Here is a 25,483-nt window from a genome sequence, read left to right on the forward strand (position 1 = left end):
GTCAGTGGTCATAAAGGTCCTTGGGATCGACAAGCGGTGACTTATCGATGCGCGCGGTGTCGTTGTCCAGTTTCCAGAAGAAGCAATCACGCCGCCCGGTGTGGCAGGCCGCGCCGGTCTGCTCGACGCTGGCCAGCAGCACGTCGCCGTCGCAGTCCACCCGCAGTGCCTTGAGGGTCTGCGTCTGGCCGGAGGATTCCCCCTTGCGCCACAGCGTCTTGCGCGAGCGGGAGTAGTAACACACCTGCCCGGTGGCCAGGGTTTCCTCGATCGCCGCCCGGTTCATCCAGGCGAACATCAACACCTCGCCGGTGTCGTGCTGCTGCGCGATCACCGGCACCAGGCCGGCGTCGTTGAACGCCAGGTTGTCCAGCGCCTCGCTGAGCGGGACGCTGAAGCCTTCCGGTTGTTGTTCGTTGTCCTTGAACATGGGCGTCCCTCAGATCGGCGCGCGGGTTTCCTGAAACAGCTGCTCCACGGCGTCTTCAAGGCCCAGCTCCTGGGTGTCCTTGGAGCCCAGGCTGCGGATCGCCACCTTGCGTTCTTCCGCTTCCTTTTCGCCCACCACCCAGATGCGGGCGGTCTTGGCCTTGGAGTGCTCGCGCACCTTGAAACCGATTTTTTCGTTGCGGGTATCCAGCTCCGCCGGAATGCCCTTGGCCTTGAGCAGCGCCACCGCCTCGGCGGCGTAATCGTCCACCGCGTTGGTGATGGTCGCCACCACCACCGGGCTGGGCGACATCCACAGCGGCAAATGGCCGGCGGTGGATTCGATCAGGATGCCCAGGAAGCGTTCCAGCGAACCGAGCACCGCCCGGTGCAGCATCACCGGCCGCTGGCGGGAGCCGTCCTCGGCCACGTATTCCGCGTCCAGCCGCTCGGGCAGCACGAAATCCACCTGCAGGGTGCCGCACTGCCAGTCCCGGCCGATGGCGTCGCGCAGCACGAACTCCAGTTTGGGGCCGTAGAAGGCGCCCTCGCCCGGGTTCAGCTCGCATTCCAGGCCCAGGGATTCCACCGCGCCGCGCAGCGCCGCTTCGGCCTTGTCCCAGGTCGCGTCGGAGCCGGCACGCTTCTCCGGCCGATCGGAGAACTTGATGCGGAACTCCTCGAAGCCGAAGTCCTTGTACACCTCGCGCAGCATCTCGATAAAGCCGGCGGTTTCCGGATTGATCTGTTCTTCGGTGCAGAAAATATGGGCGTCGTCCTGGCTGAACGAACGGGCGCGCATCAGGCCGTGCAGGGCGCCGTGGGCTTCGTTGCGGAACAGCGCGGTGAACTCGCCCATGCGGATCGGCAGGTCGCGGTAGCTCTTGATGCCCTGGTTGAAGATCTGCACATGGCCGGGGCAGTTCATCGGCTTGATCGCCATTTCCCGGTCGTCGTGGGTGCAAACGGTGAACATGTCGTCGCCGTACTTATCCCAGTGCCCGGATTTTTCCCACAGGATGCGGTCCATCAGCTGTGGCGTGGCCACCTCTTCGTAGCCGTACTTGACCATCTTGTCGCGGATGTAGTTTTCCAGGTTCTTGCGCAGACGCCAGCCCTTGGGGTGCCAGAACATGCTGCCCACCGCTTCCTGCTGGATATGGAACAGGCCCATTTCCCGGGCCAGCTTGCGGTGGTCGCGCTTCTCCGCCTCCTCGAGCTGCTTGAGGTAGGCGTTGAGTTCCTTCTTGTCGCGCCAGGCGGTGCCGTAGATGCGCTGCAGCTGAGCGTTGTCGGCGTTGCCGCGCCAGTAGGCGCCGGCCACCTTCATCAGTTTGAAGCCGTCGCCGAGCTTGCTGGTGGCGGGCAGGTGCGGGCCGCGGCACAGGTCGATGAAATCGCCCTGGCGGTACAAGGACACCTCTTGGTCGGCGGGCAGGTCGCGGATGATCTCGGCCTTGAAGTCCTCGCCCTGCTTGAGGAAGAAGGCGACCGCTTCGTCGCGGCCCCAGACTTCACGGCGGATGTCTTCGTTACGGCGTACGATTTCCTGCATGCGCTTTTCGATCGCACCCAGGTCGTCCGGGGTAAAGGGCGCTTCCCGGTAGAAGTCGTAATAAAAGCCGTTCTCGATGGTCGGACCGATGGTCACCTGGGTGTCCGGGAACAGTTCCTGCACCGCTTCGGCCATCACATGGGCGGCGTCGTGGCGAATCAGTTCCAGAGCGTCTTCGTGCTCACGGGTGATGATCTCCACTTCGCTGCCGTCGGTGAGCGGCAGGTACACATCCGTGAGACGACCGTCGGCTTTCGCCGCCAGGGCCTGTTTGGCGAGTTTCTTGCTGATCCGTCCGGCGATCTCCAGGGCGGAGGCCGGCTGATCAAACTCCATAGTTGCCCCGTCGGGCAGTCGATAGCTCACGCTCATGGGTGACACGGAATCCGAGTAATGGGTTGGCTGGGGGAAAAATCCCCATCAGAACCGGGGAATGGTAGGCAATCGCCTTCTCACGTTCAAGCAAGGTTCCTTTACGCTGGCGACAGCCTGTGCCTATGCTTATCCCGTCGAACCGACAGGGAAACCGAATGAACAAGTTGCAGCGGGTGCCGGACCCCCATCTTCCGCCTCTGTTACGGGTGGCCCGGCAGATCAATGAGCAGCGCGATCTGGCGCCCCTGATCGAGGCCGTGCTGGAAGAGGCGCAGGTGCTGGCCGGCGCCGAAGCCGGCGTGCTCTGGCTCTACCGTGAAGAGGGCGACGCCGAATGGCTGGACTGCGCCCGGCACTGCAGCAACGGCCCGGACGGCGCGCCGGTGTGCGCCCTGGAAGGCCCCCGCCTGCCCCTGGACGACGAGCACGCCCACCGGCCCGCGGTGCGCGTGGCGCGCTCCGGGCAGCCGTTGCATCTCACCGGCGAGGACCGCTTCCACGCGCAGGACCTGGCGCTGTTGGTGCCGCTGCTGGTCCGGCAGGTCGATTCCCTGCTGCTGGTGCCGATGCGCAACCACGAAGGGGCGGTGGTGGGCGTGTTGCAACTGGTGAACCCCCATCCGGACGGGGTGACACACGGCGACGCGGTCCCCGCCCCGGCGCTGGCGTTGCTTGAGGCGCTGGCCGGTTACGCCGGCATCGCCCTTAACAACCTGCTGCTGGTTCAGGAACTCAAGGATCTGCTCGACGCCTTCGTCAAGGTGATCGCCCGCGCCATCGACGCCAAGAGCTCGCACACCAGCGCGCACTGCGAGCGGGTGCCCCTGCTCACCGAGCTGCTGGCGCGCGCCGCCTGTGACGACCAGACCCGCTTTGCCGACTTCGAACTCGACGAAGACGGCTGGTACGAGCTGAGCGTGGCCGCCTGGCTGCACGATTGCGGCAAGCTGGCGACGCCGGATTCGGTGCTGGATAAATCCACCAAACTGCACAGCCTGCACGACCGCATCGAAATGGTGGCGGCCCGCTTCGCGGTGCTGCGCAGTGAAGCGGAACGCCGCTACGAAAGGGACGCGCTCACCGAGCCGGCCCGCGAGCCGGAATTCCGCGAGCGCATGGAAGAGGCGGTGCAGACCCTCAGCGATGACCTCACCTTTCTGGAGCGTATCAATAAAGGCGGCGAATCCATGGCCCCGGAGGACCAGGCGAGGGTGCGGCGTATCGCCGAAACCGTGTGGATCGACGCCCACGGCCAGCGCCGGCCGCTGTTATCCGAGGACGAGGTCAACAACCTCTGCATTCCGCGCGGCACCCTCACCGAAGAGGAGCGCCGCATTATCAACGGGCACATGGACATTACCCTGGAGATGCTCGAATCCCTGCCGTTCCCGCGCAAGCTGCGCCGGGTGCCGGAATACGCCGGCGGCCACCATGAGCGTATGGACGGGCGCGGCTTCCCGCGCGGGCTGACCCGCGAACAGATGTCGGTGCCGGCGCGGATCATGGCGATCGCCGATGTGTTCGAGGCGCTGACCTCCCGCGAGCGACCCTACAAGGAGCCGCTCAAACTGTCCGAGGCGCTCGGCATCATGCAGCGCATGCGCGACAACCAGCACCTGGACCCGGACCTGTACCGCTTGTTTCTGGACGCCGGCGTGTGGCGCGATTACGCGCGCACCGCCCTGGATCCGGAGCAACTGGACGTGGACGACCCCTCGCCCTACTACTAGGCCGGCGCCTTGCCGTCAGAGGGTGACCACGCGGCCCTGGTCGCTCATGTAGGCCACCCGGTTGCGGCCCGCGCCCTTGGCCTGATAAAGCGCTTCGTCGGCGCACTTGATCAGATTGGTGGCGTCGTTGTCGCAATTGCCGGCGCTGGCCACGCCGACACTGATGGTCACCACCTGGCTGATCCGGGAACCGGTGTGCGGCAGGCCCAACTGTTCGATGCGGGTGCGCATGCGTTCCGCGAACACCAGGGCGTCCTTGAGGCTGGTATCCACCAGCACCACCACGAACTCCTCGCCGCCGTAACGGGCCACGAAATCCTTACTGTTCTGGGCCATGGAGCGGGGAATCGAGGCCACGGTTTTCAGGCAGTCGTCGCCGGCCAGGTGCCCGTAGGTGTCGTTGTACTGCTTGAAGAAATCGATATCGAACAGCACCAGGGTGATGCGTTCGGACACGCCGCCCCGGCCGAAACCGTGCAGCACCTCGTCGAGGCGGTTTTCCATGCCGCGGCGGTTCAGGCAGCCGGTGAGACCGTCCACGGTGGCCTGGTTCTCAAGGATGCGGTTGGCGGAGTGCAGCTCGTCGCGGTGCTGAAAGAGCACGTTCTCGGACAGGAAGTGCTGGCGCAGCAGACGCTCGTAGATGTACTGGCCGAACAGACTCATGCTGGCGCTGGCCACCGACAGCAGCAACAACACCAGCGACAGGTCCCGGTCCACGCGGTCGCTGCCGAACAGCGTCAGAACCAGAATGCCGAGCATCGCCAGGCTGCTGACGGCGGCCAGATGGAAGGGCACGCGCAACACCACACAGGCCATCAGTATCGCCAGCGGGGTTTGCAGGAAAAGCCCGAACGCCATGGCGTGGTCCACGTTAAGGCCCATCCAGTTGCCGGTCAGCGCCACCGCGAACGCCACGGCCAGGCTGGACACATGCAGCCAGCGGCGCCAGTCCGCCCGGCGCGCGATCAGGGCGGTGGCCACGATCAGCATCACGCACAACAACCGCGGGCGCCAGGTCACCGCGGCGGCCTCCGGCGAAATGGTGTATTCCACGATCAGGGCAAGAATCAGCAGCGCCACCAGGCTGGCCGCCGCCCAGGGTGTCACGCTGGCCACGCTGCCGCGGAAATAATCCGCGAAATCACGCTCCAGCGGGGCGGGCAAACGCAGGTGCCAGGGCAGCCTGATGTCGTTGCCGTTGGGTAAGGTACTCGTCCGTTGAGGTTCGTTTTTCAACTGCTTTTATCCCCCTGATACCGCCGGCGTGATCAACTCACCTGCCGGTCGACATCGCAACCATCGGGTCATCGCATAATAAGTTTAGAGTAATGACACTTGACTCTCTAAACCATCGGGCGCCGAACGCGCCGTCGCTATGGTCAGTTTTCAGACAGTCGGCCGGCTGCCGTCCAGCAGCGCGATCAGCGCGCGTTGCTTGGCGGCGGGCAGGCGGCGGAAGTGGTCAAGCAGGAAACGCTCTTCGTCCCCCGCCGGCACCGCGGGCTCGTCGCCGGGCAGCTGATCCGGCCAGTTGTCCATGCTGTGCCTGAGTCGCGCGACGATCTCCGCATTCATGCTGCGGTGACTCACGCCGGCCGCCCGGGCGACCCAGTCCCGCATACCGAGAGGAAAGCGAACCACGAACTTCTCGGACCGGGTACGTTCCGCCTGTTTCATAGTGCGTACTACACCCTGGGAAAAACATCACGATACGCATTTTTTTGCTTTAAATCGATACGTCTGTCCCAGTGGACGCCCAGAAAGCGACACGGTTAACATCTTGCCCCGGTTTGGTATACCCTTCGTTTCTATATTCTGCTCCGGGCATTCACGCCATGAATATTGCCAGCGCCGATCTCAACCTGCTCAAGTACCTGGACGTGCTGCTGCGCGAGAAGAACGTGACCCGCGCCGCCGAGCAGCTGGGCATCACCCAGCCGGCGATGAGCAACTGCCTCAAGCGCCTGCGTCACATGTTCGGCGACCCGCTGCTGATCCGCACCAGCGAAGGCATGACCGCCACCGACCGGGCGCTGGAACTGCAGCCGCTGGTCCGTCAGCTGATCAGTCAGGCGGAGTCCCTGTTCACGCCCGAGGATGTGTTCCGGCCGGCGGAAAGCCGCCGCGTGTTCCGCATTATGACCAGTGATTACGCTGAAGGTACCTTAGTACCTCATATCGTGCGTCGATTGCGTGAAGAGGCCCCCAACGTGGTGCTGGACTTCCTGACCCCCTCCGACGTGAGCTATCCGGACATGGAGCAGGGGCGGGTGGATATGGCGGTGAACCGGTTCAACGAGATCCCCGGTTCGTTCCACCAGGTGACCCTGTGGCGGGATTCGTTTTCCTGCCTGCTCAACCGGGACAACCCCATCGCCCGGCGCTTCGACCTCAACAGCTACCTGTCCGCCCAGCACATCTGGGTGTCGAAAACCGGTTTCGGCGTGGGCTTCGGCATGAACCCGGAAAAACTCGGCGGCCTGGGCTGGATCGACCACGCCCTGCAGCGCATCGGCCGCACCCGCAAGATCAGCATTTTCACCCGCCACTACCAGATGCCGGCCCTGCTGGCGATGAACAACGACCTGGTCGCCACCCTGCCCAGCCGGGTGGCGCGCATGCAGGCCCAGAACGCCCGCCTGGTGATCAAGGCGCCGCCGTTCGAAATCCCCGAATTCGAACTGAAAATGGCCTGGTCGCCCCTGCTGCACCACAACACCGCCCACCGCTGGCTGCGCCGCCTGATCCAGGAAGAAGCGGAGCAGATCCTCGCGGAAGACCCATGAGAGCAGTTAACGGTTAATAGTTAACAGTTAATAGTTGCGCGGGAGGGCGCGCTCCGGGCTGATGGGGGAGGGGCCGCGCTTATGGCACGGGCGCTTGCTGATACGCAGATAGGCCGTTGCGAATCCGCAGGGCCTTGTTTCGCTATTAACTATTCACTGTTAACTCTTAACTGGCTCTTCAGTGCTGGTCACAGCACTGAAGAGCCTTGGAGCCAGCCGCCCTTGGCGCGGCCGGGGTTGTCTTCGCCGGCTTCGGCGATGGCGCCCTTGCCGACGCCTTCGAAGGCGCGCACCCGGAAGCGCTTGCCGGGGGCTTCGCGGGCCAGTTCCTCGGCGATGTGTTCGGCGAGGTTTTCCACCGTGGAGTCGGTGTCCACCAGGTAGCAGTGGTCCTCGGGAATCACCAGCTCGAAGTGGCCCTGCTCCGCGTCGTAGCGGAAGCGGTGGTGGGGCACGTCTTCCACGTAGTAGGTGCCTTCCAGGTCCGAGCGGGTGCCGATGTAGATGTCTTCCCAGCGGTCCGCCCAGAGCTTTTCCCAGTAGCGGCTGCGGCGCCCGTTCTCGAAGATCTCGATGCCGGAGCGGTGGCCGTGGGCGATGCGCTGGCAGTTGCCGTCGTGTTTCTTGAGGCCGTGGGAGTAGTGGTAGAACGGCGCCGTGCCGGTATCCTGCTCGCGCAGCACCACCCGCACCTCGGTGACGTTGTCGGGCACCGAATCGCGGATCAGGTCCATCAGATAGAGCGTCACGCCGGCCTTGGTGATCGCCGTGCCGGACAGCTCGAGAATGCTGTCGGCGGGGGCCACCATGCGGATCTCGCCGGCCAGGTAGCGCCACTCAAGGCTGATGTGGCCGTCCTCTCGGCGGTGCAGGCCGAGCAGATCGCTTTCCCCGGGCAGCAGCAGGCGGTGGTCGACCCGTTCGTCCACCGCCTGCTTCAGGGCTTTCTTGATGTGACCGAAATCAAACACCATGCCCTGGGCGTCCAGGTCGCCGGACAGCTCCAGGTCCACGATCCAGGACTCCCCGACCATGCCGCGCTTGGCGTGCAGGTAGGAAAAGTCCACAACGGTCAGATTTTCAACGAAAAGCGTGGCCATAGAGCCCCGTCGGTTGGAGGGTGAGCGGTTGTCCCCGCCATTATAGTCAGTCGGGGCGCGGGGACTCACCCCAACTTCGATAAATAAGCAGCCGTTCTTCCCGGTGTTGTGAACGGGAACACGCGGCCCGGCCGCCGGTCCACCCTTCTGGCAACCGGCTGCGGCTTGTTCTATGGTTGGGAGCCTCTGAGAACGCCTCTGCCTGAACATTGAACGTCCGCGCGTCAGCCCGCGTGGTAAAAGGGAAAGACCATGAGCGAAACGATTTTCTCCAAGATCATCGACCGGGAAATCCCGGCGGATATTATCTACGAGGACGACCTGTGTCTGGCGTTCAAGGACGTCAACCCGCAGGCGCCGACCCATTTCCTGGTGATTCCCAAGAAGCCGATCCCCAAGCTGTCCGACGCGGAGCAGGGCGACAAGGAACTGCTCGGACACCTGTTGCTGGTCGCCGGTCAGGTGGCCGGGGAACAAGGACTGGAGGATTTCCGTCTTAATGTGAACAACGGCGCCGGCGCCAGCCAGACCGTGTTCCATTTGCACGTGCATGTGCTGGGCGGGCGTCCGTTCAGCTGGCCGCCGGGCTGAGGCCCGGCGCTCCGCCGGAATGAATCGGGCGGGAACAATAAAAACGCAGAATAAAAAAGGAGTGCACCATGAAGACATCCTGGGTTGTTATCACCCTGTTGCTGACCGTCACCGGCCTGGCCAAAGCGGTACCGCCGCAGAACCCGGAGCAGGTCAACGCCATGATTGAGGAGCTGAAAAGCCTGCATCAGCAGGGCGTCGAGCTGCACCGCGACTATGATTCCGAGGACCCGGCGCAGCGTAAGGCGTGCCAGGCCGAGCACGCCGGGCTGGGCGCCCAGGCCACCGAGCTGCGTAACCGCGCCGCCAAGCTGCCGGAACTGGCCTACCGGGTGAACCTGACCATGGCCGCCAATGACGCCGTGGGCTGCGTGTCCTGCACCAGCGACGGCAGCGACTGCGACGCCATTCCCGCCGCCCTCAAACGGGTCGACCGGCAAATGAAGGCCGGCACCGAGGCCGCCGGCGGCGACTGACGCCGATATCCGTTATCCTGACGGTTTCCCGAACCGACAGGATGACAACCATGGCGGTATGGATCGAACCGGTCACGCTGGACGGCGAGCACGTGGTGCTGGAGACACTGACGGCCGACCACGCCGAGGCGCTGGCCGACGCCACCGCCGACGGCGAGCTCTGGAAACTCTGGTACACCTTCGTGCCGTCGCCGGACCGGGTCACCGCCTATATCGAGACCGCCCTGGAGGGCCGCGACCGGCACGGTGACCTGCCGTTCGCGGTGCGCCACCGGGAAAGCGGGCGGGTGATCGGCAGCACCCGCTTTTTCCGCGCCGATCCGGACAACCGCCGGCTGGAGCTGGGGCATACCTGGTACGCGCGCCGCTTCCAGCGCAGCGCCGTGAACAGCGAGTGCAAACTGCTGCTGCTCGGCCACGCCTTCGAACGCCTGGAGGCGATCGCCGTGGAGCTGCGCACCCACTGGCACAACCACGCCTCGCGCAACGCCATCGCCCGGCTGGGCGCCAAGCAGGACGGCGTGCTGCGCCATCACACCCTGAGCGCCGACGGTATCTACCGGGACACGGTGGTGTTTTCCATTCTCAGCCAGGAGTGGCCGGCGGTGCGCCAGAATCTCAACCTGCGGCTGGGCCGCCTCTAGTGGTCCATGCGGTTAATTCTGTCACTCTCAGCCGCCACACAAGCGGCGTGGGCCAGGCGCGCGAACGCAGAACTGGTGGTGCCAATTCAAGTGAGCGCAACACCGACCACGGCGCTTGTGTGGTGGCCCTTCGGGAGAGCCTGTGCCGGCGCGACTCGGCGTTGCGTCTCTTGGCAAGGGAACCACCCTTGCCGGCGATACGCGCCTTGATTCGCGCCGGCACAGGCACTCTGAGAGTGACAGAATTAACCGCATGGACCACTACATGAACTACTTCGCGCACCTCACGCTGGCGCGACCCACGGTGCCCTCCAAGGTGGGCAACCTGCTGGGGGATTTCATGCGCGGCGTGCGCGAGCCGGACCTGCCGGAGGCGGTGCGCCTGGGGCTGCACAACCACCGGCTGGTGGACCGCTTCACCGATCACCATCCCCTGGTGATCGAGAGCCGCGCGCTGTTCTCCCCGCAGCGGCGCCGGTTCGCCGGGGTGGCGCTGGACGTGTTGTTCGATCACTTCCTGATCCGCCACTGGTCCCGTTTCCACGACACGCCGTTGGCGCAGGCCATCGACAAGGACTACCGCCTGCTGCGCGACGGCGCCGCCTTGATGCCGGCGCCCATGCGCGCCACCACCGGGCGCATCGTCGAGCACGACTGGTTCGGGCATTACGCGGAGCTGGAGAACGTGGGCCGGGCCCTGGACCGGATCGCCGCCCGGGTGCGCTTCGCCAACCGGTTTGACGGGGCGATCGAGGATATCGAGCGCCACCACGACCGGCTGGAAGCGTTGTTCCTGGCGCTCTACCCGGCGTTGCGGGAACACGTCGACGAGCAGGCCCTGGAGGCCCCGCCCGCCGACGATGGCGGGGTTACAGCGGGTTGATGTCGAGCGCCGCCATGGTGTCCAGGTAGAGACGTTCCGCCTGCTTCTTGTTGCGCGCCCGCGGCGAACGGGTAGCCGGGCCCTTGGCGTCGAAATAGCCGCCGGTGACGCCGTAGAACTCCTCGTCCAGGGCCATGCGCACCGGCAGGCGTGCAGCCTTTTCCGGCGTGGTCAGGGTGGGGCGGATCAGTTTCATCGCCAGGTCCGGCACATGGCGGAAGATCGGCGTGTCCACGCCGCCCGGGTGCAGGGCGTTGCTGGTGATGCCCTGGGCCGCCAGCCGCTGGGCGAGCACGTCGCTGAACAGGATATTGGCGAGTTTGGACTGGCCGTAGGCGTCCATCACCAGATAGGGCCGGCGGCCGCGCCAGGTGTTGGTTTTAATGCGGCCCAGCCAGTGCGCCACCGACGCCACATGGATCACCCGGGCGTCCTCGCGCTGGTGCAGCAACGGCAACAGCAGGTGGGTGAGCAGCACCGGCGCCAGATAGTTCACGCCGATCTGCATCTCGAAGCCGTCGCGGGTGAACTGCTGCCGGGTGGGCACCACGCCGGCGTTATTGATCAGCACGTCGATGCCGTCCAGCTCGTCGTTAAGGCGGCGGGCACAGCCGCGCACCTGGGCCAGATCGGACAGGTCCAGCGGGAACAGCCGCACCCGCGCTTGGGGGTGGCCGCCCTTGATGCGCGCCAGCGCCGCCTGTCCCTTGGTCTGGTCGCGGCAGGCAAGCACCACTTCCGCGCCGCGCCCGGCCAGTTGTTGCGCGGTGCAAAACCCGATACCGGAGTTGCCACCGGTGATCAGAACCCGTTTATTCATCTGCGTTCCCTCCTGTGCGAAGCCGCCAGCCTAGCATAGAAAAATTACCCAAAGCGGTACCCGGAAAGCGCCGGTGCACGGGCGCTGCGGCCTGTTAGCGCGGTGTTGCCCGGGCGCCGGCCCAGCGCTTGACGGTGGCGGTGACCCTGGGCCAGTGGCGCCCTTGCAGCAGCAGATGCGGCCCCTGCGGAAACGTCTGATAATCGCCGTGCGCGCCGAGCCGGTCACGCAACCGCTGAATGCCCACCGCCGGCACCGAGGTGTCGAGGTCGCCGTACAGCAGCAGGGTGGGGACCGTTATGCGGTCGGCTTCGTCGCTGGCGCTGTCGGCCAGCTGGATCAGGCCCCAGTAGGCGTCCATGCGTACTTCGTGCATCACCAGCGGATCGCTGGCGCGCCGCCGGGCGGCCGCCGGTGCCAGGTGCGGGTCATCCGGGGCGCGCTCCACATCCAGGTGGTAGCCCGGCGCCAGGGTCGCCGCCGAGCCGATCAGAACGTTCCAGCCGTAGCGCAGTCGAATGCCCTCGCGAACCGCCGGCGCCGCCAGAATCAGGCCGCGCAGCGGTATCTCCGGGTGCCGGCTGGCGACCAGCATGGCCACCGCCCCGCCCAGGCTTTCGCCGAGCAGGAACAGCGGCGTGTCCGGGTGCCGCTCGGCGAGGCGGCGCGCGGTGTCGGCGGCGTCGGCCACCAGCCGTGCCTCCCCGGCCCAGCGGCCGTCGGCCAGGGTGCGGGCGCCGAAGCCGGCCTGATCAAAGCCGTACACCTGGTAGCCGGCGGCGGCCAGATCCGGCGCCGCCAGGTCGAAGGCGGCGCTGTAGTCGCCGAAGCTGTGCAGTGCCAGAATCACCGCCTTGGGCCGGCCCGGGGCGTCCCAGGCGCGCAGCTCCAGCGGCGGCGGCACCGGCGCGCGCCCGGCGCAGGCCGACAGGCCGCCGATCAGCGACAGCAGAATAAGGAGTTTCAATGCGGACATCGAAACAGTATGGGCAAGGCCTCGTGAATGCCGGGTGGGTGCTTCTCGGGGTGTTGCTGGCGGGCCCGGCGCTCGCGGAGGAGTTTTCCCAGCGGCGCACGGTCACCGCCACCGCCTTTAACTCCCTGCCCGGGCAGGGGCACGGCGAGGACCACAGTCTGGCGGCCTGGGGCGACACCCTGGTGCCGGGCATGAAAGCCATCGCCGTGTCCCGGGACCTGCTCGCCGCCGGCCTGGATTACGGCACCGCGGTGAAAATCGAAGGCCTGGAGGGCACCTGGTACGTGCGCGACAAGATGCACGCCCGCTGGCGCAACAAGATCGACGTCTATCTGGGCGAGGACCGGGAGGCGGCCCTGCAGTGGGGCCGCCGCAAAGTGGAGATCCGCTACTAGTCGCGGCTCAGCCAGGCCATCAGGGCGCGGGTGGCCCGTTGCGGCATGACCTTCTCCAGCAGCACCGTGAAGCGGAACGGCAGCCCCACCGGCACATGCACCCGCGGGTCGCCCTGCAGGGTGTCGAAGGCGGCCCGGGCCACGTCGTCGGCGCTCAGCTTGACGCCCATGCGGCGCACCACCGGCGCTTCGAACGTCTGCTTGTTGACCATGCCGGTGTTCACGAACGGCGGCATCAGGTCCTGCACGCGAATGCCGTGGCGGCGCCATTCCAGATCCAGCGCCTCGGTGAGGCCGCGCACCGCGAATTTGGAGGCCGAATAGCTGGCCAGGTGCGGCACGCCGTACAGCGCCGAGGCGGAGCTCATGTTGAGCACCCGGGGCGAGCGGGATTGTTTCAGGTAGGGCAGGGCCGCCAGGCACATCTGCAGGGTGCCGGCCACGTTCACGTCCAGGGTGAAGCGGTGCTGTTCGGCGCTCAGGTCCTCGAAATGGCCCATGCGCAGCACCCCGGCGCTGTTGAACAGCACATCCAGGCGGCCGCCGGCGCTTTCCGCGAACGCCGCCACCGCCGCTTCGCACTGGCCCATGTCGGTGACGTCCAGCCGCCGGTACCAGCAGCGTTCGCCGAGTTCCGCGTGCACCGCCTGCAGGGCGCCCTCATTGACGTCCAGCAGGCCCACCCGCCAGCCGTTGGTGTGAAACCGGCGCGCGGTCGCCAGGCCGATGCCGCTGGCGGCACCGGTGATCAGAATGCTGTCCATGTTGCTCCCTCAGGGTAAAACGTCGGTCTTGGACAATCAGTTTGCCGGTTGGGGCGCCATCGGCAGAGTGAACTCCCCTTCCCGGTCGAAGTGAATCGGGAACGCCAGCCCGGCCACCCGCGCGCTGCCCTTGAGCTGATAGGTGAGCGGCTCGCCGGCGTTCTGCTGCAGGCGTTGCAGTTGCTGCAGGGTGCCCAGCAGGCTGGTGGACACGCTGGTGGTGATCAGCACATCGTCCAGTGCCGGCAGCGTGGTCGCTTCGTTATTGTTGCCCCGCGCCAGGCGCTCGCCATTGACCAGGATCTCGTAATCCAGGGCCTTGATGGTCACTGCCCGGTCATTGGGGTTGCGCGCGCGCAGCACCGCTCGCCATCGTTGCTCGAACACGCCGGCGCTTTCCAGGCGCAGTGACGACAGGCTCACTTCCGGCGCTTCCAGGCCGGAAAAACTCTGGCAGGCGGTGGTAAGAAGCAGCAGCACGGGCAGACTTAAACGGGCGAGTAACGGCATAACGACTCCAACAGATCATGGGCGGCCCCCAACCGGAATGATACCGCAGTCGCCGCCGTCGCGCTGTCCCCGCCGGCCCCGCTCCGGCAACACCCTTTCGAGGAGGCACGTCATGGATATCCAATGCGTACAAGGTGACATCACCGCCCAGCCCGACCTGGACGCGATCGTCAACGCCGCCAACGCCCGCCTGGCCACCGGCGGCGGCGTGGCCGGCGCCATTCACCGCGCCGCTGGGCCGCAACTGGCCCGCGAATGCGCGCCCCTGGCGCCGATCGAGCCCGGCCAGGCGGTGCTCACCGGCGGCCACGGGCTGCCCAACCCCCACGTCATTCACTGCCTGGGGCCGGTGTACGGCCGTGACCGGCCCGCCGACCGGTTGCTGGCGGAGTGCTATCGCAACGCGCTGCGGCTCGCCGAGGACGCCGGGCTGACCAGCCTGGGCTTCCCGGCGCTTTCCACCGGTGCTTTCGGCTACCCGATGGACGAGGCGGCCGCCGTGGCCCTGGCCACGGTGGTTGCGGAAGGGGCACGGCTGGAACGGGTGAAGCGGGTGCGCTTCGTGCTGTTCGACGCGGCCTCCCTGGCGGCGCACCGGCGCGCCCTGGAGGCCGCCACCGGTACTTGAAAAGCCGCCCCGGTGAGGTCAGACACAGGGGTGGCGTCGCATTGTGACGGCGCGGCTCACCAACCGCAGGAGTATCAATGGACGCTCTCTGGCCTTCGGAGCGGGAACTGGCCCTGCTCACGGACCTCTACGAACTGACCATGGCGCAGGCCTACTGGCGCGACGACCACCGCGGCGAGGCGGTGTTCAGTCTGTTCTTCCGCAAGCTGCCGGCGGGGCGCCGTTTCGCGGTGGCTTGCGGGCAGGAATACGCCGCCCATCTGATTCGCGGGCTGCGTTTCCATCCCGAGCAGATCGAGCGGCTGCGGCAACTGGAGCTGTTCGAGGACGGCTTCCTGCGCTGGCTGGCCGATTTCCGCTTCGAGGGGGAAATCCGGACGCTGCCGGAGGGCTCGGTGGTGTTCCCCAACGAGCCGCTGCTGGAAGTGCGGGCGCCGGTGATCCAGGGGCAGCTGCTGGAAAGCCTGCTGATGAACTACGTCAACCTGGAAACGCTGCTCGCCTCCAAGGCGGCGCGCATGGTGCTGGCCGCCGACGGCGTGCCGGTGGTGGATTTCGGCATGCGCCGCATGCACGGGCTGGAATCGGCCTGGCGCGGTGTGCGCGCCTACCGGGTGGCGGGCATTGCCGGCACCAGCAACGTGCTGGGCGGCCTGAGCTTCGACCTGCCGGTGCGCGGCACCATGGCGCACTCCTACATCCAGTCCCACGATGACGAAACCGAGGCGCTGCGCCGCTACGCCCGCGACTACCCCGGCACCACCCTGTTGGTGGACACCTATGACACCCTGCGCGGTGTCGACCGGGTGATCGCCCTGGTGCGCGACGAAGGGCTGGACGTGGGCGCCGTGCGGATCGACTCCGGCGACCTGGGCGAGCTGGCCGGCGAAGCGCGGCGCAAGCTGGATGCCGCCGGGCTTCAGCGGGTCCGCATCGTGGTCAGCGGCGGCCTCGACGAGCACCGCATTCAGACGCTGGTGCAGGCCGGCGCACCGATTGATGGTTTCGGGGTGGGTACGGAAATGGGTTCGGTGGCGGACGCCCCGTCGTTGGATTTCGCCTACAAGCTCACCGAATACCAGGGCCGCCCGCGCCTCAAGACCTCGCCGGGCAAACCGCTCTACCCGGGCGCCAAGCAGGTGTGGCGCTTCAGTGACGGCGACGGCGGCTGCCAATACGACGAGATCACCGGCCGCGACGAGGCCCGCGACGGGGTGCCGCTACTGCGGCCGGTGGTGGCAGACGGCGAGGCCGTGGCGCCGCTACCGGACCCGGATCAGGCCCGCCAGCGGCTGCGCGATCAGCTGGCCAGCCTGCCGGCGGCGGTGCGCTCGCTGGCCCCGGTGGCCGAGGCCGGCCACGTCTATCCGGTGCGCATCAGCGAGGCGCTGGCGGCCCTGCGCCGCGACACGGTGTCGGCGCTGGACTGATCAGCGCCAGTGCTGGTGCAGGAAGTCGCGGCACTCGGCCAGCGCCAGGTCGGCGTCGTGCAGCATGCCGGCGTGCAGCTGGAACACGTGCCAGCGGCCCGGGTAACGCTGGTAGCGGGCGTCGCAGTCGGCGCGGTCCAGCGCCTCGGCCAGGCGTTCGCTGTCGTTGGCGAGAATCTCGTCGCTGCCGGTTTGGATCAGCAGCGGCGGCAGCCCGTCCAGGTTGCCCAGCAACGGGGACGCGCCGGCGCTGTCGCGCTGATCACCGGCGTAGGCCTCGGCGGCGAACGCCAGCCACTGCCGGTTGAGCATGGCTTCCCCGGGCACGGTGCGCGGCGTTTCCGCCAGCGTCAGGTCCACCCAGGGCGAGAACATCAGCGCGCAGGCGGGCAGCGGCTGGCCCTCGTCTCGCAGCCGCTGCAGCAGGGCCAGGGTGAGGCCGCCGCCGGCGGAGTCGCCGGCCACCGCCAGCCGCTCCGGCGCGTGGCCCTTCTCCAGCAGCGCCAGATAGGCGCGGTGGGCGTCGTCCAGGGCCGCCGGAAACGGGTGCTCCGGGGCCAGCCGGTAGTCGGCCACCGCCACGCTGGCGTCCGCCAGTTTCGCCAGATGGCTGGTCAGCGCTCGGTGAGTGACCGGTCCCCCGCTCACGTAGCCGCCGCCGTGCAGATACAGCACCGTGCCGCTGTGGCCGTTGCCGGTCAGCTCCACCGGCACCGGGCCCAGCACCGTGCGCCGTCTGGGCACGCCCCGGGCGGGCAGGGTGGTGCGCGACAGCGCCGCCAGCCAGTGCCGTTGCAGGGCCACCGGGCTGCGTGACAGGAACGCGGGTTTCAGCAGAACGCTGAGGCTGCCGCGCAGCGTCGCCGCCAGTATTTTCTGGCCGCGCGTGGGCGCGGCGCCGCCGGTTTCACGGGTGCAACTCATAGTCTTCCGGGTCCAGGTGTCGGGTGCGTTGCCGGTAGCTGAAGGTAAAGCCCGGCCAGTTGTTGGTGTTCTTGCCGCTGGCGGTCTTGTACCAGCTCTCGCAGCCCTGGTCCCAGACGGTATCGCGCATGCGCGCCTGCAGCCGGCGGTTGAAATCGTCCTGCACGCCGGGGCGCACATCCACGAAGCGGTGGCCGTCCCGTTCCAGGGTTTCCAGGGCGCTGACCACATAGGCGATCTGTGACTCGATCATATAGATGATCGAGTTGTGGCCCAGGTTGGTGTTGGGGCCGTACAGCATGAACAGGTTGGGGAAGCCGTGCACGGTGATGCCCAGGTAGGCTTCGGCGCCGTCGCGCCAGGCCTGGTTGAGGTCCTGGCCGCGCCGGCCGGTGATCGTCATCGGCGCCAGAAAGTCGGTGGCCTGGAAGCCGGTGCCGTAAATAATCACGTCCGCCTGGTGATGTTGCCCGTCGGTGTCTTCCACGCCGTCGGCGGTGATCGCGCGCACGCCGCCGGTGATCACCGGAATCCGGTATTTCGTCAACGCCTGGTAGTAGTCGTTGGAGATCAGGATGCGCTTGCAGCCCATCGGGTAATCCGGCGTCAGCTTGGCACGGGTGTCCGGGTCCGGCACGCACGCGTTCAGGTGCTTCTTGAACAGGTATTCGTGAAAACGCATGGCGCCCTGCAGGCTGGTGAAGCCCAGCACCCGCGCCTCGTTCTGCGCGTACACCCGCGCCCGGTCCAGTTTCTGAAGCAGCGGGAAGCGCGCCATCAGGCGTTGCTCGGTGGCCGAGTAGGGCCGGTCCGGTTTGGGAATCACATAGGGCGCCGACCGTTGGAACAGCAGCACCTGTTTCGCCTGCTTGGCGATCTCGGGGACGAACTGAATGGCGCTGGCCCCGGTGCCGATCACCGCCACGGTCTTGCCGGTGAGGTCCACATCGTGGTTCCAGCGGGCGCTGTGGAAGGTCTCGCCGGCGAAGCGGTCGCGCCCCGGCAGGTTCGGCCAGGCGGGCCGGTTGAGCTGGCCGGTGGCGGTGATCAACGCGCGCGCGGTGATCGGGCCGTTGCTGGTGTCCAGGTGCCAGAGGCCGGAGGCCTCGTCGAAGCGGGCGCCGTTGACGCTGGTGCCGAAACGGATATGCGGGTGCAGCCGGTACTTGTCCGCGCAATGGCGCAGGTAGGCGAGAATTTCCGCCTGCGGCGCGAACCGGCGCGACCAGTCGAATTTTTTCTCGAAGGAAAACGAGTACAGGTGCGACGGCACGTCGCAGGCCGCGCCGGGGTAGGTGTTGTCGCGCCAGCAGCCGCCCACGTCGTTTTCTTTTTCGAGCACCACGAAGGCGTGCTGGCCCCGGTCCTTGAGCGCGATGGCCATGCCCAGGCCGCCGAAGCCGGCGCCGATGATGGCGACTTGATAATCCGGTTGCATAACAGACCCTGCCGTTGAATTGGCACCACTGTAGCGCGGCCCGGACAGGCTGTTTATGGCCGCTCTGTAATCGCCCCGGTTTTTTTAGTCAGGCGCCGGCGCCGAACCTTTCTACGAAGCTCGGTTTGTAGGAGCTTGCCCTGCAAGCGAAAGGCCGGGAAAAGCCGGCCGGCAGGATCCCAGAGAGGCTGTTTGTGCGGCCGTTAGAGCGGTCTCTGGGATCCTGCGGGGAGCTGCGCTCCCTTTCGCGGGCAAGGCCCGCTCCCACGACCCAATGGGGCCTAGCGAGGGGCCCAGCGGCTACCAGGGAATCGGCGCGCCGTCCCAGGCGAAGAAGCCGCCGCTGTCCTCCTCACCGGCGTTCTCCATATTCCTCAACAGGCACTGGGCGGCGAAGTCGGCGCTGAACAATTTTTCCGCGGGCACGTTGGCGCGGAACGGGGCGGACAGGCCGGTCTCCACGGTGCCCGGATGCAGCGCCAGCACGATCAGGTTTTTGGCGCGCCGCCGGGCCTCCACGGCGAAGGTGCGCAGGAACTGGTTCTGCGCCGCCTTGCTGGCCCGGTAGGCGTACCAGCCGCCCAGCCGGTTGTCCTCGATGCTGCCGACCCGGGCGGACAGCGATGCGAACACCGCGCGGCGGTCGTGGCGCAGCAGGGGCAGCGCGTATCGGGCCAGCAAAATGGGGGCGAAGCCGTTGATGGCGAACACCCGCTGCAGGGCGGCCAGGTTCACGTCCTCCACCCGCTTCTCCGGTGACAGGCCGGTTTCGGCGTCGTGCAGCAGGCCGGCGCAGTGCACCAGGGCGTCCAGGGTGTCGGTGTGCGCCCGCACCGTTTCAAAAAGGCGCGCCACGGCGCCTTCGTCGCACAGGTCGGCGGCCAGAGGGTGCAGACGGTCCGGCGCTTCGGCGGCGAGCGCTGCGAGCGCGTCGCTGCGGTCCGGGTCGCGGCTGACGGCGAACACCCGCTCCCCGGCGCGCAGGCAGCGCGCGGTCATCGCCAGGCCGATGCCGTGGCTGGCACCGGTAATCAATCGTGTCGAAGTCATCCCGCCAGTGTTGCGCCCGCTTCAGAAAAACAGCGTGAAGCCCGCCGCCCATGGCGTCGATCAACGGCTTTTACCTTGTTTTCACCGCCGCCTCACCGGGCGTTATTACCATCGCGGACATGGATGACCCTTTGATCTATCCAGCCCGGGAGGGCCTCTACTGCGCCGCCGGGGACTTCTACATCGACCCCTGGCGACCGGTCCCACGGGCCGTGATCACCCACGCCCACGCCGATCACGCCCGCTCCGGCAGCGCCCGCTATTGGGCCCACCACCAGAGCGTGCCGATTCTGCGCCACCGCCTGGGCCGCCAACATCACTTCGAAGCCCTGGACTATGGCGAAAGCCGTCGCTTCGGGCCGGTGCGCGTGAGCCTGCACTCCGCCGGCCATGTGCTCGGCTCGGCCCAGGTGCGCTTGGCCCATGACGATGGCCGGGTGTGGGTGGTCACCGGCGACTTCAAGCGTGACCCGGACCCCACCTGCGCACCCTTCGAGGTGGTGCCCTGCGACACCCTGATCACCGAGTCCACCTTCGCCTTGCCCTGCTACCGCTGGCCGCCGGTGGAAGAGGTGGCTGCCGGCATCGGCCGCTGGTGGGACGACCATCCCGACCGGCCCTGCATTTTGTTCACCTACGCCTTCGGCAAGGCGCAACGGGTGCTGGCGGCGCTGGCGGAGCGGCCTGAACACGCCGGCCGCACGGTGTATCTGCACGGGGCCATGGTGGCGTTGACCGAGCTGTACCGTCGCGCGGGTGTGCCGATGCTTGCCACCGCGCCGGTGTCCGCCTTGCCTCGGCAGCATGATTTCAGCGGCGAGCTGATTCTGGCGCCGCCGTCGGCGGCCGGCAGCCCCTGGATGCGCCGTTTCAAGAACGCCAGCACCGGCTTCGCCTCCGGCTGGATGCGCATTCGCGGCAACCGCCGGCGGCGCGGCTACGATTACGGCTTTGAACTCAGCGACCACGCGGACTGGCCGGCGTTGCTGCGCACCGTGCGCGAGAGCGGCGCCCGCACGGTGCTCACCACCCATGGGCGCAGCGACGAACTGGTGCGTTATCTCAACGAAGAGGAAGGCATCGAGGCGCGCGCCTTGAGCACGCTGTACGGCGGGGAGGGCGATTGATGCGCGACTTCATCGCCCTGTTCGCGGAGCTGGACGCCACCAGTCGCACCAGCGTCAAGCTGGACGCCCTGAAGCGCTATTTCGATCGCGCCCCGGCGGACGACGGCGCCTGGGCGGTGTACATGCTCACCGGCCGCCGCATGAAACGGCTGGTGGGCGCGCGCAAACTGCGCGCCTGGGTCACCGAAGCCTGCGGCCTGCCCGAGTGGCTGGTGGAAGAGACCTACCAGCACGTGGGCGACCTGGCGGAAACCATCAGCCTGCTGATGGACCCGGCCCCGGAAGCGGCGCCCGCGGACACCTCGCTGACCGCCTGGGTGGAAGGCGGCGTCCTGGCCCTGCGCGGCCAGGACGAGGCGGAGCAGAAAGCCCGGGTGATGGCGCAGTGGCGGCGGCTGCCCCGCGAGGCCTGTTTTCTCTACAACAAGCTGCTCACCGGCAGTTTGCGGGTGGGCGTCTCCCGGGGGCTGGTGGAGCGGGCCCTGGCGGAACTGAGCGGGCTGCCCCGGGCGTTGATCGCGCGCCGGCTGATGGGCGAGTTCGAGCCCGGCGCCAGCTTCTTTACCCACCTGCTCAGTGAGGAGCGCCGCGAGGAGCGGGACGGCCAGCCGTACCCGTTCTTCCTGGCGTCGCCGTTGAAGGACGAACCGGACAGCCTCGGCCCGCTGAGCGACTGGCAGGCGGAATGGAAATGGGACGGCATCCGCGCCCAGTTAATTGCGCGGCCCAACGGCGTCTGGGTGTGGTCCCGGGGCGAGGAGCCCATGGCGGGCCGCTTCCCGGAAGTGGAGGCCGCCGCAGGGGCGCTGCCCGAGGCGGTGCTCGACGGTGAACTGGTGGCCTGGCACGACAAGGTGCTGCCGTTTTCGCAAATGCAGCGCCGCATTCAGCGCAAAACAGTGGGCGAGAAGCTGCTGCGTGAAGTGCCGGTGGCGTTTCTCGCCTACGACCTGATTGAGTACCAGGGCCGGGACTGGCGGGCGCGCCCCCTGCGCGAGCGCCGCGCGGCCCTGGAAACCCTGATCGCCGACGCCGGCGAGCCGGCCTTGAAACTGAGCCCGCTGGTGGACGCGCCGGACTGGCCGGCGCTGGCCGCGTTGCGCGCCGACAGCCGTGAGCACCAGGTGGAAGGGCTGATGCTGAAGCATCGGGACAGCCCCTACCGGAGCGGGCGGGTGCGTGGCGACTGGTGGAAGTGGAAGATCGACCCGCTGACCCTGGACGCGGTGCTGCTCTACGCCCAGCCCGGCCACGGCCGCCGCGCCAATCTCTACACCGATTACACCCTGGCGGTGCCGGACGGCGACGGCTATGTGCCGATCGCCAAAGCCTACTCCGGGCTGAGCGACCAGGAGATCGGCCGCCTGGACCGCTGGATCCGCCGCAACACGGTGGAGAAATTCGGCCCGGTGCGGTCGGTGCAGCCTCACCATGTGTTCGAGATCGCGTTCGAGGGCATCCAGCCGTCGCCGCGCCATAAATCCGGCATCGCCCTGCGTTTTCCGCGTATCGCCCGCTGGCGCCAGGATCTGACGCCGGACCAGGCGGACAGCCTGACCCAGGTCAAGGAGTTGCTGGATGCCTACGGCAGCTGACGGTCTGGCGGCGGTGGATGCCTGGTTCGCCCGCCAGGGCTGGTCGCCGGCGCCGTTCCAGCGCCGCGCCTGGGCGGCGTTCCGCGACGGCCGCTCCGGCCTGATCCATTCCCCCACCGGTTCGGGCAAGTCCCTGGCCGCCTGGCTGGGGCCGGTGTCCCGGGCGCTGGACCGCGGCGACCGGGGCGGCGGTTTGCGGGTGCTGTGGATCACCCCGCTGCGCGCGCTGGCCGAGGACACCGCCGGCAATCTGCGCGAGGCGCTGGACGGCGTGGGCCTGGACTGGCGCGTGGAAACCCGCACCGGCGACACCGGTTCCGCCGCCCGGGCGCGCCAGCGCAAGCGGTTGCCCGAAGCGCTGATCACCACGCCGGAAAGCTTGTCGCTGTTGCTGTCGTACAAGCACGCCGCGCAGCGCTTCCAGCACCTGGACGCGGTAATCGTCGACGAATGGCACGAGCTGCTGGGTAGCAAGCGCGGCGTCCAGCTGGAGCTGTGCCTGGCGTGGCTGCGCGCGCGCCGGCCCGGCCTGCCGGTGTGGGGGCTGTCCGCCACCCTGGGCAATCTGGACCAGGCCATGGCGGTGCTGCTCGGCGACGCCCAAGGCGGGCAACCCGGCGGTGAGCGCATTGCCGGAGACAGCCCCAAGACACTGACGGTGCGCGGCCTCTGCCCGGACCAGGTAGACCGCTTTCCGTGGGCCGGGCATCTGGGGCTGGCGCAACTGCAACCGGTGATCGACTGCCTGGAACAGGGCCGGACGGCGCTGCTGTTCACCAACACCCGCGCCCAGGCGGAGCTGTGGTTCGAGGCGCTGGCCAAGGCGCGGCTGGACTGGATCACCGAGATCGGGCTGCACCACGGCTCCATCGACCGGCGCCTGCGGCAGAAGCTGGAGCAGGGTTTGCGCGACGGCGCCTTCCGCTGCGTGGTGTGCACTTCGAGCCTGGACCTGGGCGTGGATTTCTCGCCGGTGGACCGGGTGGTGCAGGTGGGCAGCCCCAAGGGCGTGGCGCGGCTGATGCAGCGCGCCGGGCGCTCCGGCCACCGGCCCGGCGCCGACAGCGAAATCCTGTGCGTGCCCAGCCATGCCTTCGAGCTGGTGGAGATCGCCGCCGCCCGGCGCGCCTGGGCCGCCGGGCGGGTGGAGGCGCGCCCGCCCCTGACCCTGTGCCTGGACGTGCTGGTGCAGCACCTGGTGACCCTGGCGGTGGGCGACGGCTTCCAGGCGCCCCGGGTGCTGGCGGAGGCGCGCGCCACCCACGCCTTCGCCGGCCTCACCGACACCCAGTTTCAGTGGTGCCTGGACTTTATTACCCGGGGCGGCGCGGTGCTCGAGCATTACCCCCAGTTCCGGCGGGTGGTGGAAGAGGACGGCGTCTACCGGGTCAGCGACCAGGGGCTGGCGCGCCGCCACCGCATGGCGGTGGGCACCATCACCAGCGATTACCAGATGCGCGTTAAATACCCACGCGGCGGCAGCATCGGCACCATCGAGGAGAGTTTTGTCGCCCGCCTCAAGCCCGGCGATGTGTTCCTGTTTTCAGGCCGGGCCCTGGAGCTGATCCGGGTGCGTGATATGACCGCCTATGTGCGCGCGGCCAAGGGGCGGCGCTCGCTGGTGCCGCGCTGGCAGGGCGGGCGGCTGCCGCTGTCCACGGAGCTGGCGGACACGGTGCTGGATATTCTCGAGGAGGTGGCCGGCGGCGATTACCGGGACCCGGAGGTGCAGGCGATTCGCGACGTGCTGGAAGTGCAGCTCGACCAGTCGGCGCTGCCGTCGCGGCGCCAACTGTTGATCGAGCGCAGCCGCTCCCGCGAAGGCACCCACTGGTTCCTGTTTCCGTTCGCCGGCCGGCTCGCCCACGAAGGGCTGGCGTCGTTGCTGACCTGGCGGCTGGGGCAGCGGTTTCCCGCCACCTTCTCGATCTCGGTGAACGATTACGGGCTGGAGCTGCTCACCGCGGCCAAGGTGCCGCCGCTGGACGAGGACGACTGGCGCGCGCTGTTGACGCCGGAATCCCTGGTGGAGGATGTGCTCGCGGCGCTCAACGCCGGCGAACTGGCGCGCCGCCGCTTCCGTGATATCGCCCGGATCAGCGGGCTGGTGTTCCAGGGCTACCCCGGCAAGGGTAAAACCGGCAAGCAGCTGCAGGCGTCCAGCGGCCTGCTCTACGACACCCTGGACCGCTACGACCCGGCGCACCTGCTTCTGGATCAGGCGCGCCGCGAGGTGCTGGAAAGCCAGTTGGAAATCGGCCGGCTGCGCGCGGTGCTGGAGCGGGCCCAGGACCAGGCCCTGGTGCTCACCACCCCCGAGCGATTTACGCCGCTAGCGTTCCCGCTGTGGGTGGAGCGTCTGCGTAACCGGCTGAGCACGGAGAGCTGGCGCGACCGGGTGGCGCGCATGACCGAGCGCCTGGAGAAGCACGCGGACCGGCGGGCGGGGGACGCATGAGCGACAGCCTGGCACTGACCCTGGCCGGTGAGACCGTCTGGCTGCACGGCGACCGGGCCCTGTTCTATCCCGGCGAAAGCGCGTTGTTGGTTGCCGACACGCATTTTGGCAAAGGCGCCTTCCTGCGTCGCCGTGGGTTGGCGGTACCGGGGGGCGAGAGCCGCGCGGACCTGGACCGGCTCAGTATTTTAATCGAGCATTTTCAGCCGGCACGACTGATCGTTCTAGGGGATTTTTTCCACCATCGGCCAAGTCGGGGTGAGCCGTTTCTGGATGCTTGGCCAGCTTGGCGGGCGCGCCATGCGTTACTGACCCCGGAGGTCGTGATTGGCAATCATGACCGTCACGCCGAGGGCCTCGACCTGGATATGATCTGGCACTCGCATTTGGACTTGGGACCTTTCCGGCTTGCCCATGACCCCTATCCGGTCAGCGGTCGACACGTCCTCGGTGGCCATCTGCACCCGGCTTACCGGTTGCATGGCGGCGCCGACAGCGTGCGCGCCCCCGTATTCTGGCTGCGCGACGGTGTCACCGTGTTACCTGCCTTCGGCGGTCTTACTGGAGGCTGGCCGATTCGCCCGGCACGAGGGGAAAAGGTGGTGATGGCTCTGGATGGTGACCTGTATCCTCTGCCCTAGAGCGGGGAGGCAACCCTGCCAGGATTCGCTACGAAGCGAGGTTTGTGGGAGCTTGCCTTGCAAGCGAAAGGCCGGCAAAGCCGGCCGGTAGGATTCCAGAGAGGCTGTTTGTGCTGCCGTTAGAGTGCTCTGGGATCCTGCCGGGAGCTTCGCTC

General features: G+C 67.4%; 25 protein-coding genes. 13 read left to right on the top strand and 12 right to left on the bottom strand.

Translation table 11 applies throughout. The features are described from left to right. Window position 1 precedes the first annotated feature (1 nt). Both hisI and thrS read right to left on the bottom strand, forming a co-directional pair. Window positions 2-430 carry a phosphoribosyl-AMP cyclohydrolase gene (hisI, locus tag ACMG4O_RS05355; protein ID WP_142947359.1) on the bottom strand — a complete coding sequence of 143 codons (429 nt, stop codon included), beginning with the start codon at window positions 428-430 and terminating at the stop codon, window positions 2-4. 9 nt (window positions 431-439) lie between these two features. Further along, a complete protein-coding gene (thrS, locus tag ACMG4O_RS05360) occupies window positions 440-2,356 on the bottom strand; it encodes a threonine--tRNA ligase (RefSeq protein ID WP_414434561.1) in 1,917 nt (638 codons plus the stop codon). 158 nt (window positions 2,357-2,514) lie between these two features. Between thrS and ACMG4O_RS05365 the strand changes: the two genes are divergently transcribed. Further along, window positions 2,515-4,089: an HD-GYP domain-containing protein gene (locus ACMG4O_RS05365; RefSeq protein WP_142947357.1), complete on the top strand. Its 1,575-nt coding sequence runs from the start codon at window positions 2,515-2,517 to the stop codon at window positions 4,087-4,089. A 15-nt stretch (window positions 4,090-4,104) separates the two neighbouring features. Here the strand turns inward: ACMG4O_RS05365 and ACMG4O_RS05370 are convergent, their stop codons facing one another. Beyond that, entirely contained in the window at window positions 4,105-5,328 is a 1,224-nt protein-coding gene (locus tag ACMG4O_RS05370) for a GGDEF domain-containing protein (protein ID WP_142947356.1), read from the bottom strand. Between the two features lie 150 nt (window positions 5,329-5,478). Beyond that, window positions 5,479-5,769 (bottom strand): Arc family DNA-binding protein, encoded by a 291-nt coding sequence (locus ACMG4O_RS05375; protein ID WP_414434562.1) that lies wholly within the window; start codon window positions 5,767-5,769, stop codon window positions 5,479-5,481. A 158-nt stretch (window positions 5,770-5,927) separates the two neighbouring features. On the opposite strand from ACMG4O_RS05375, the gene ACMG4O_RS05380 reads away from it, so the two are divergent. Beyond that, window positions 5,928-6,878: a LysR family transcriptional regulator gene (locus ACMG4O_RS05380; protein WP_194855510.1), complete on the top strand. Its 951-nt coding sequence runs from the start codon at window positions 5,928-5,930 to the stop codon at window positions 6,876-6,878. 188 nt (window positions 6,879-7,066) lie between these two features. Here ACMG4O_RS05380 and ACMG4O_RS05385 read toward each other — a convergent pair whose 3' ends face one another. Further along, window positions 7,067-7,978 (bottom strand): 6-carboxytetrahydropterin synthase, encoded by a 912-nt coding sequence (locus ACMG4O_RS05385; protein WP_414434563.1) that lies wholly within the window; start codon window positions 7,976-7,978, stop codon window positions 7,067-7,069. Window positions 7,979-8,230: 252 nt separating this feature from the next. Here ACMG4O_RS05385 and ACMG4O_RS05390 point away from each other — a divergent pair, with 252 nt between their 5' ends. The 4 genes from ACMG4O_RS05390 to ACMG4O_RS05405 all read left to right on the top strand — a co-directional run bounded on the left by ACMG4O_RS05390 (window position 8,231) and on the right by ACMG4O_RS05405 (window position 10,572). Then, entirely contained in the window at window positions 8,231-8,569 is a 339-nt protein-coding gene (locus tag ACMG4O_RS05390; protein WP_142947352.1) for a histidine triad nucleotide-binding protein, read from the top strand. Window positions 8,570-8,637: 68 nt separating this feature from the next. Continuing rightward, complete coding sequence (locus tag ACMG4O_RS05395) at window positions 8,638-9,045, top strand: hypothetical protein (RefSeq protein ID WP_370203785.1); 408 nt, start codon at window positions 8,638-8,640, stop codon at window positions 9,043-9,045. Window positions 9,046-9,095: 50 nt separating this feature from the next. Then, the gene (locus ACMG4O_RS05400; RefSeq protein ID WP_414434564.1) at window positions 9,096-9,689 is read left to right on the top strand and encodes a GNAT family N-acetyltransferase; all 594 of its coding nucleotides are present in this window, start codon (window positions 9,096-9,098) and stop codon (window positions 9,687-9,689) included. 253 nt (window positions 9,690-9,942) lie between these two features. Then, complete coding sequence (locus ACMG4O_RS05405) at window positions 9,943-10,572, top strand: ACP phosphodiesterase (RefSeq protein WP_414434565.1); 630 nt, start codon at window positions 9,943-9,945, stop codon at window positions 10,570-10,572. Here ACMG4O_RS05405 and ACMG4O_RS05410 read toward each other — a convergent pair. Both ACMG4O_RS05410 and ACMG4O_RS05415 read right to left on the bottom strand, forming a co-directional pair. Next, a complete protein-coding gene (locus ACMG4O_RS05410; RefSeq protein ID WP_414434566.1) occupies window positions 10,559-11,392 on the bottom strand; it encodes an SDR family oxidoreductase in 834 nt (277 codons plus the stop codon). The genes ACMG4O_RS05405 and ACMG4O_RS05410 overlap by 14 nt on opposite strands. A gap of 94 nt (window positions 11,393-11,486) precedes the next feature. Further along, window positions 11,487-12,359, bottom strand: a complete 873-nt coding sequence (locus ACMG4O_RS05415) for an alpha/beta fold hydrolase (RefSeq protein ID WP_414434567.1) — start codon at window positions 12,357-12,359, stop codon at window positions 11,487-11,489. Between the two features lie 32 nt (window positions 12,360-12,391). Between ACMG4O_RS05415 and ACMG4O_RS05420 the strand changes: the two genes are divergently transcribed. Next, the gene (locus ACMG4O_RS05420) at window positions 12,392-12,763 is read left to right on the top strand and encodes a 3D domain-containing protein (protein WP_335627973.1); all 372 of its coding nucleotides are present in this window, start codon (window positions 12,392-12,394) and stop codon (window positions 12,761-12,763) included. Here ACMG4O_RS05420 and ACMG4O_RS05425 read toward each other — a convergent pair. Both ACMG4O_RS05425 and ACMG4O_RS05430 read right to left on the bottom strand, forming a co-directional pair. Then, window positions 12,760-13,527 (bottom strand): SDR family oxidoreductase, encoded by a 768-nt coding sequence (locus ACMG4O_RS05425; protein WP_194855515.1) that lies wholly within the window; start codon window positions 13,525-13,527, stop codon window positions 12,760-12,762. The two genes, ACMG4O_RS05420 and ACMG4O_RS05425, sit on opposite strands and share 4 nt — an antisense overlap. Before the next feature lie 36 nt (window positions 13,528-13,563). Continuing rightward, window positions 13,564-14,037 carry an LEA type 2 family protein gene (locus tag ACMG4O_RS05430; RefSeq protein ID WP_414434568.1) on the bottom strand — a complete coding sequence of 158 codons (474 nt, stop codon included), beginning with the start codon at window positions 14,035-14,037 and terminating at the stop codon, window positions 13,564-13,566. A 112-nt stretch (window positions 14,038-14,149) separates the two neighbouring features. Here ACMG4O_RS05430 and ACMG4O_RS05435 point away from each other — a divergent pair, with 112 nt between their 5' ends. Continuing rightward, complete coding sequence (locus ACMG4O_RS05435; protein ID WP_221929713.1) at window positions 14,150-14,665, top strand: macro domain-containing protein; 516 nt, start codon at window positions 14,150-14,152, stop codon at window positions 14,663-14,665. A 77-nt stretch (window positions 14,666-14,742) separates the two neighbouring features. Beyond that, window positions 14,743-16,095, top strand: coding sequence for a nicotinate phosphoribosyltransferase (locus ACMG4O_RS05440; RefSeq protein WP_414434569.1), 1,353 nt, complete (start codon window positions 14,743-14,745; stop codon window positions 16,093-16,095). On the opposite strand, the gene ACMG4O_RS05445 is transcribed toward ACMG4O_RS05440, so the two are convergent. From ACMG4O_RS05445 to ACMG4O_RS05455, 3 genes are all read right to left on the bottom strand, one after another. Beyond that, a complete protein-coding gene (locus ACMG4O_RS05445; protein WP_414434570.1) occupies window positions 16,096-17,019 on the bottom strand; it encodes an alpha/beta hydrolase in 924 nt (307 codons plus the stop codon). Continuing rightward, window positions 17,003-18,457, bottom strand: a complete 1,455-nt coding sequence (locus tag ACMG4O_RS05450) for a flavin-containing monooxygenase (RefSeq protein WP_414434571.1) — start codon at window positions 18,455-18,457, stop codon at window positions 17,003-17,005. Before ACMG4O_RS05450 ends, ACMG4O_RS05445 begins: the two co-directional genes overlap by 17 nt. A gap of 300 nt (window positions 18,458-18,757) precedes the next feature. Beyond that, complete coding sequence (locus ACMG4O_RS05455) at window positions 18,758-19,507, bottom strand: SDR family NAD(P)-dependent oxidoreductase (RefSeq protein ID WP_414434572.1); 750 nt, start codon at window positions 19,505-19,507, stop codon at window positions 18,758-18,760. A gap of 50 nt (window positions 19,508-19,557) precedes the next feature. On the opposite strand from ACMG4O_RS05455, the gene ACMG4O_RS05460 reads away from it, so the two are divergent. Genes ACMG4O_RS05460 through pdeM form a run of 4 tightly spaced genes read left to right on the top strand, consistent with a single transcriptional unit; the run spans window position 19,558 to window position 25,328 of the window. Then, on the top strand, window positions 19,558-20,634 hold the full coding sequence (locus ACMG4O_RS05460) for a ligase-associated DNA damage response exonuclease (protein ID WP_414434573.1): 1,077 nt from the start codon (window positions 19,558-19,560) through the stop codon (window positions 20,632-20,634). Continuing rightward, window positions 20,634-22,229: an ATP-dependent DNA ligase gene (locus tag ACMG4O_RS05465; protein WP_414434574.1), complete on the top strand. Its 1,596-nt coding sequence runs from the start codon at window positions 20,634-20,636 to the stop codon at window positions 22,227-22,229. The genes ACMG4O_RS05460 and ACMG4O_RS05465 overlap by 1 nt, the downstream gene beginning before the upstream one ends. Continuing rightward, window positions 22,213-24,687, top strand: a complete 2,475-nt coding sequence (locus ACMG4O_RS05470) for a ligase-associated DNA damage response DEXH box helicase (protein WP_414434575.1) — start codon at window positions 22,213-22,215, stop codon at window positions 24,685-24,687. The genes ACMG4O_RS05465 and ACMG4O_RS05470 overlap by 17 nt, the downstream gene beginning before the upstream one ends. Next, on the top strand, window positions 24,684-25,328 hold the full coding sequence (gene pdeM / locus ACMG4O_RS05475) for a ligase-associated DNA damage response endonuclease PdeM (protein WP_142947339.1): 645 nt from the start codon (window positions 24,684-24,686) through the stop codon (window positions 25,326-25,328). The genes ACMG4O_RS05470 and pdeM overlap by 4 nt, the downstream gene beginning before the upstream one ends. The last annotated feature ends 155 nt before the right edge of the window (window positions 25,329-25,483 follow it).

Origin of the sequence: Alloalcanivorax venustensis, from assembly GCF_047495515.1 — a bacterium.
Taxonomy (GTDB): Bacteria; Pseudomonadota; Gammaproteobacteria; order Pseudomonadales; family Alcanivoracaceae; genus Alloalcanivorax; species Alloalcanivorax venustensis.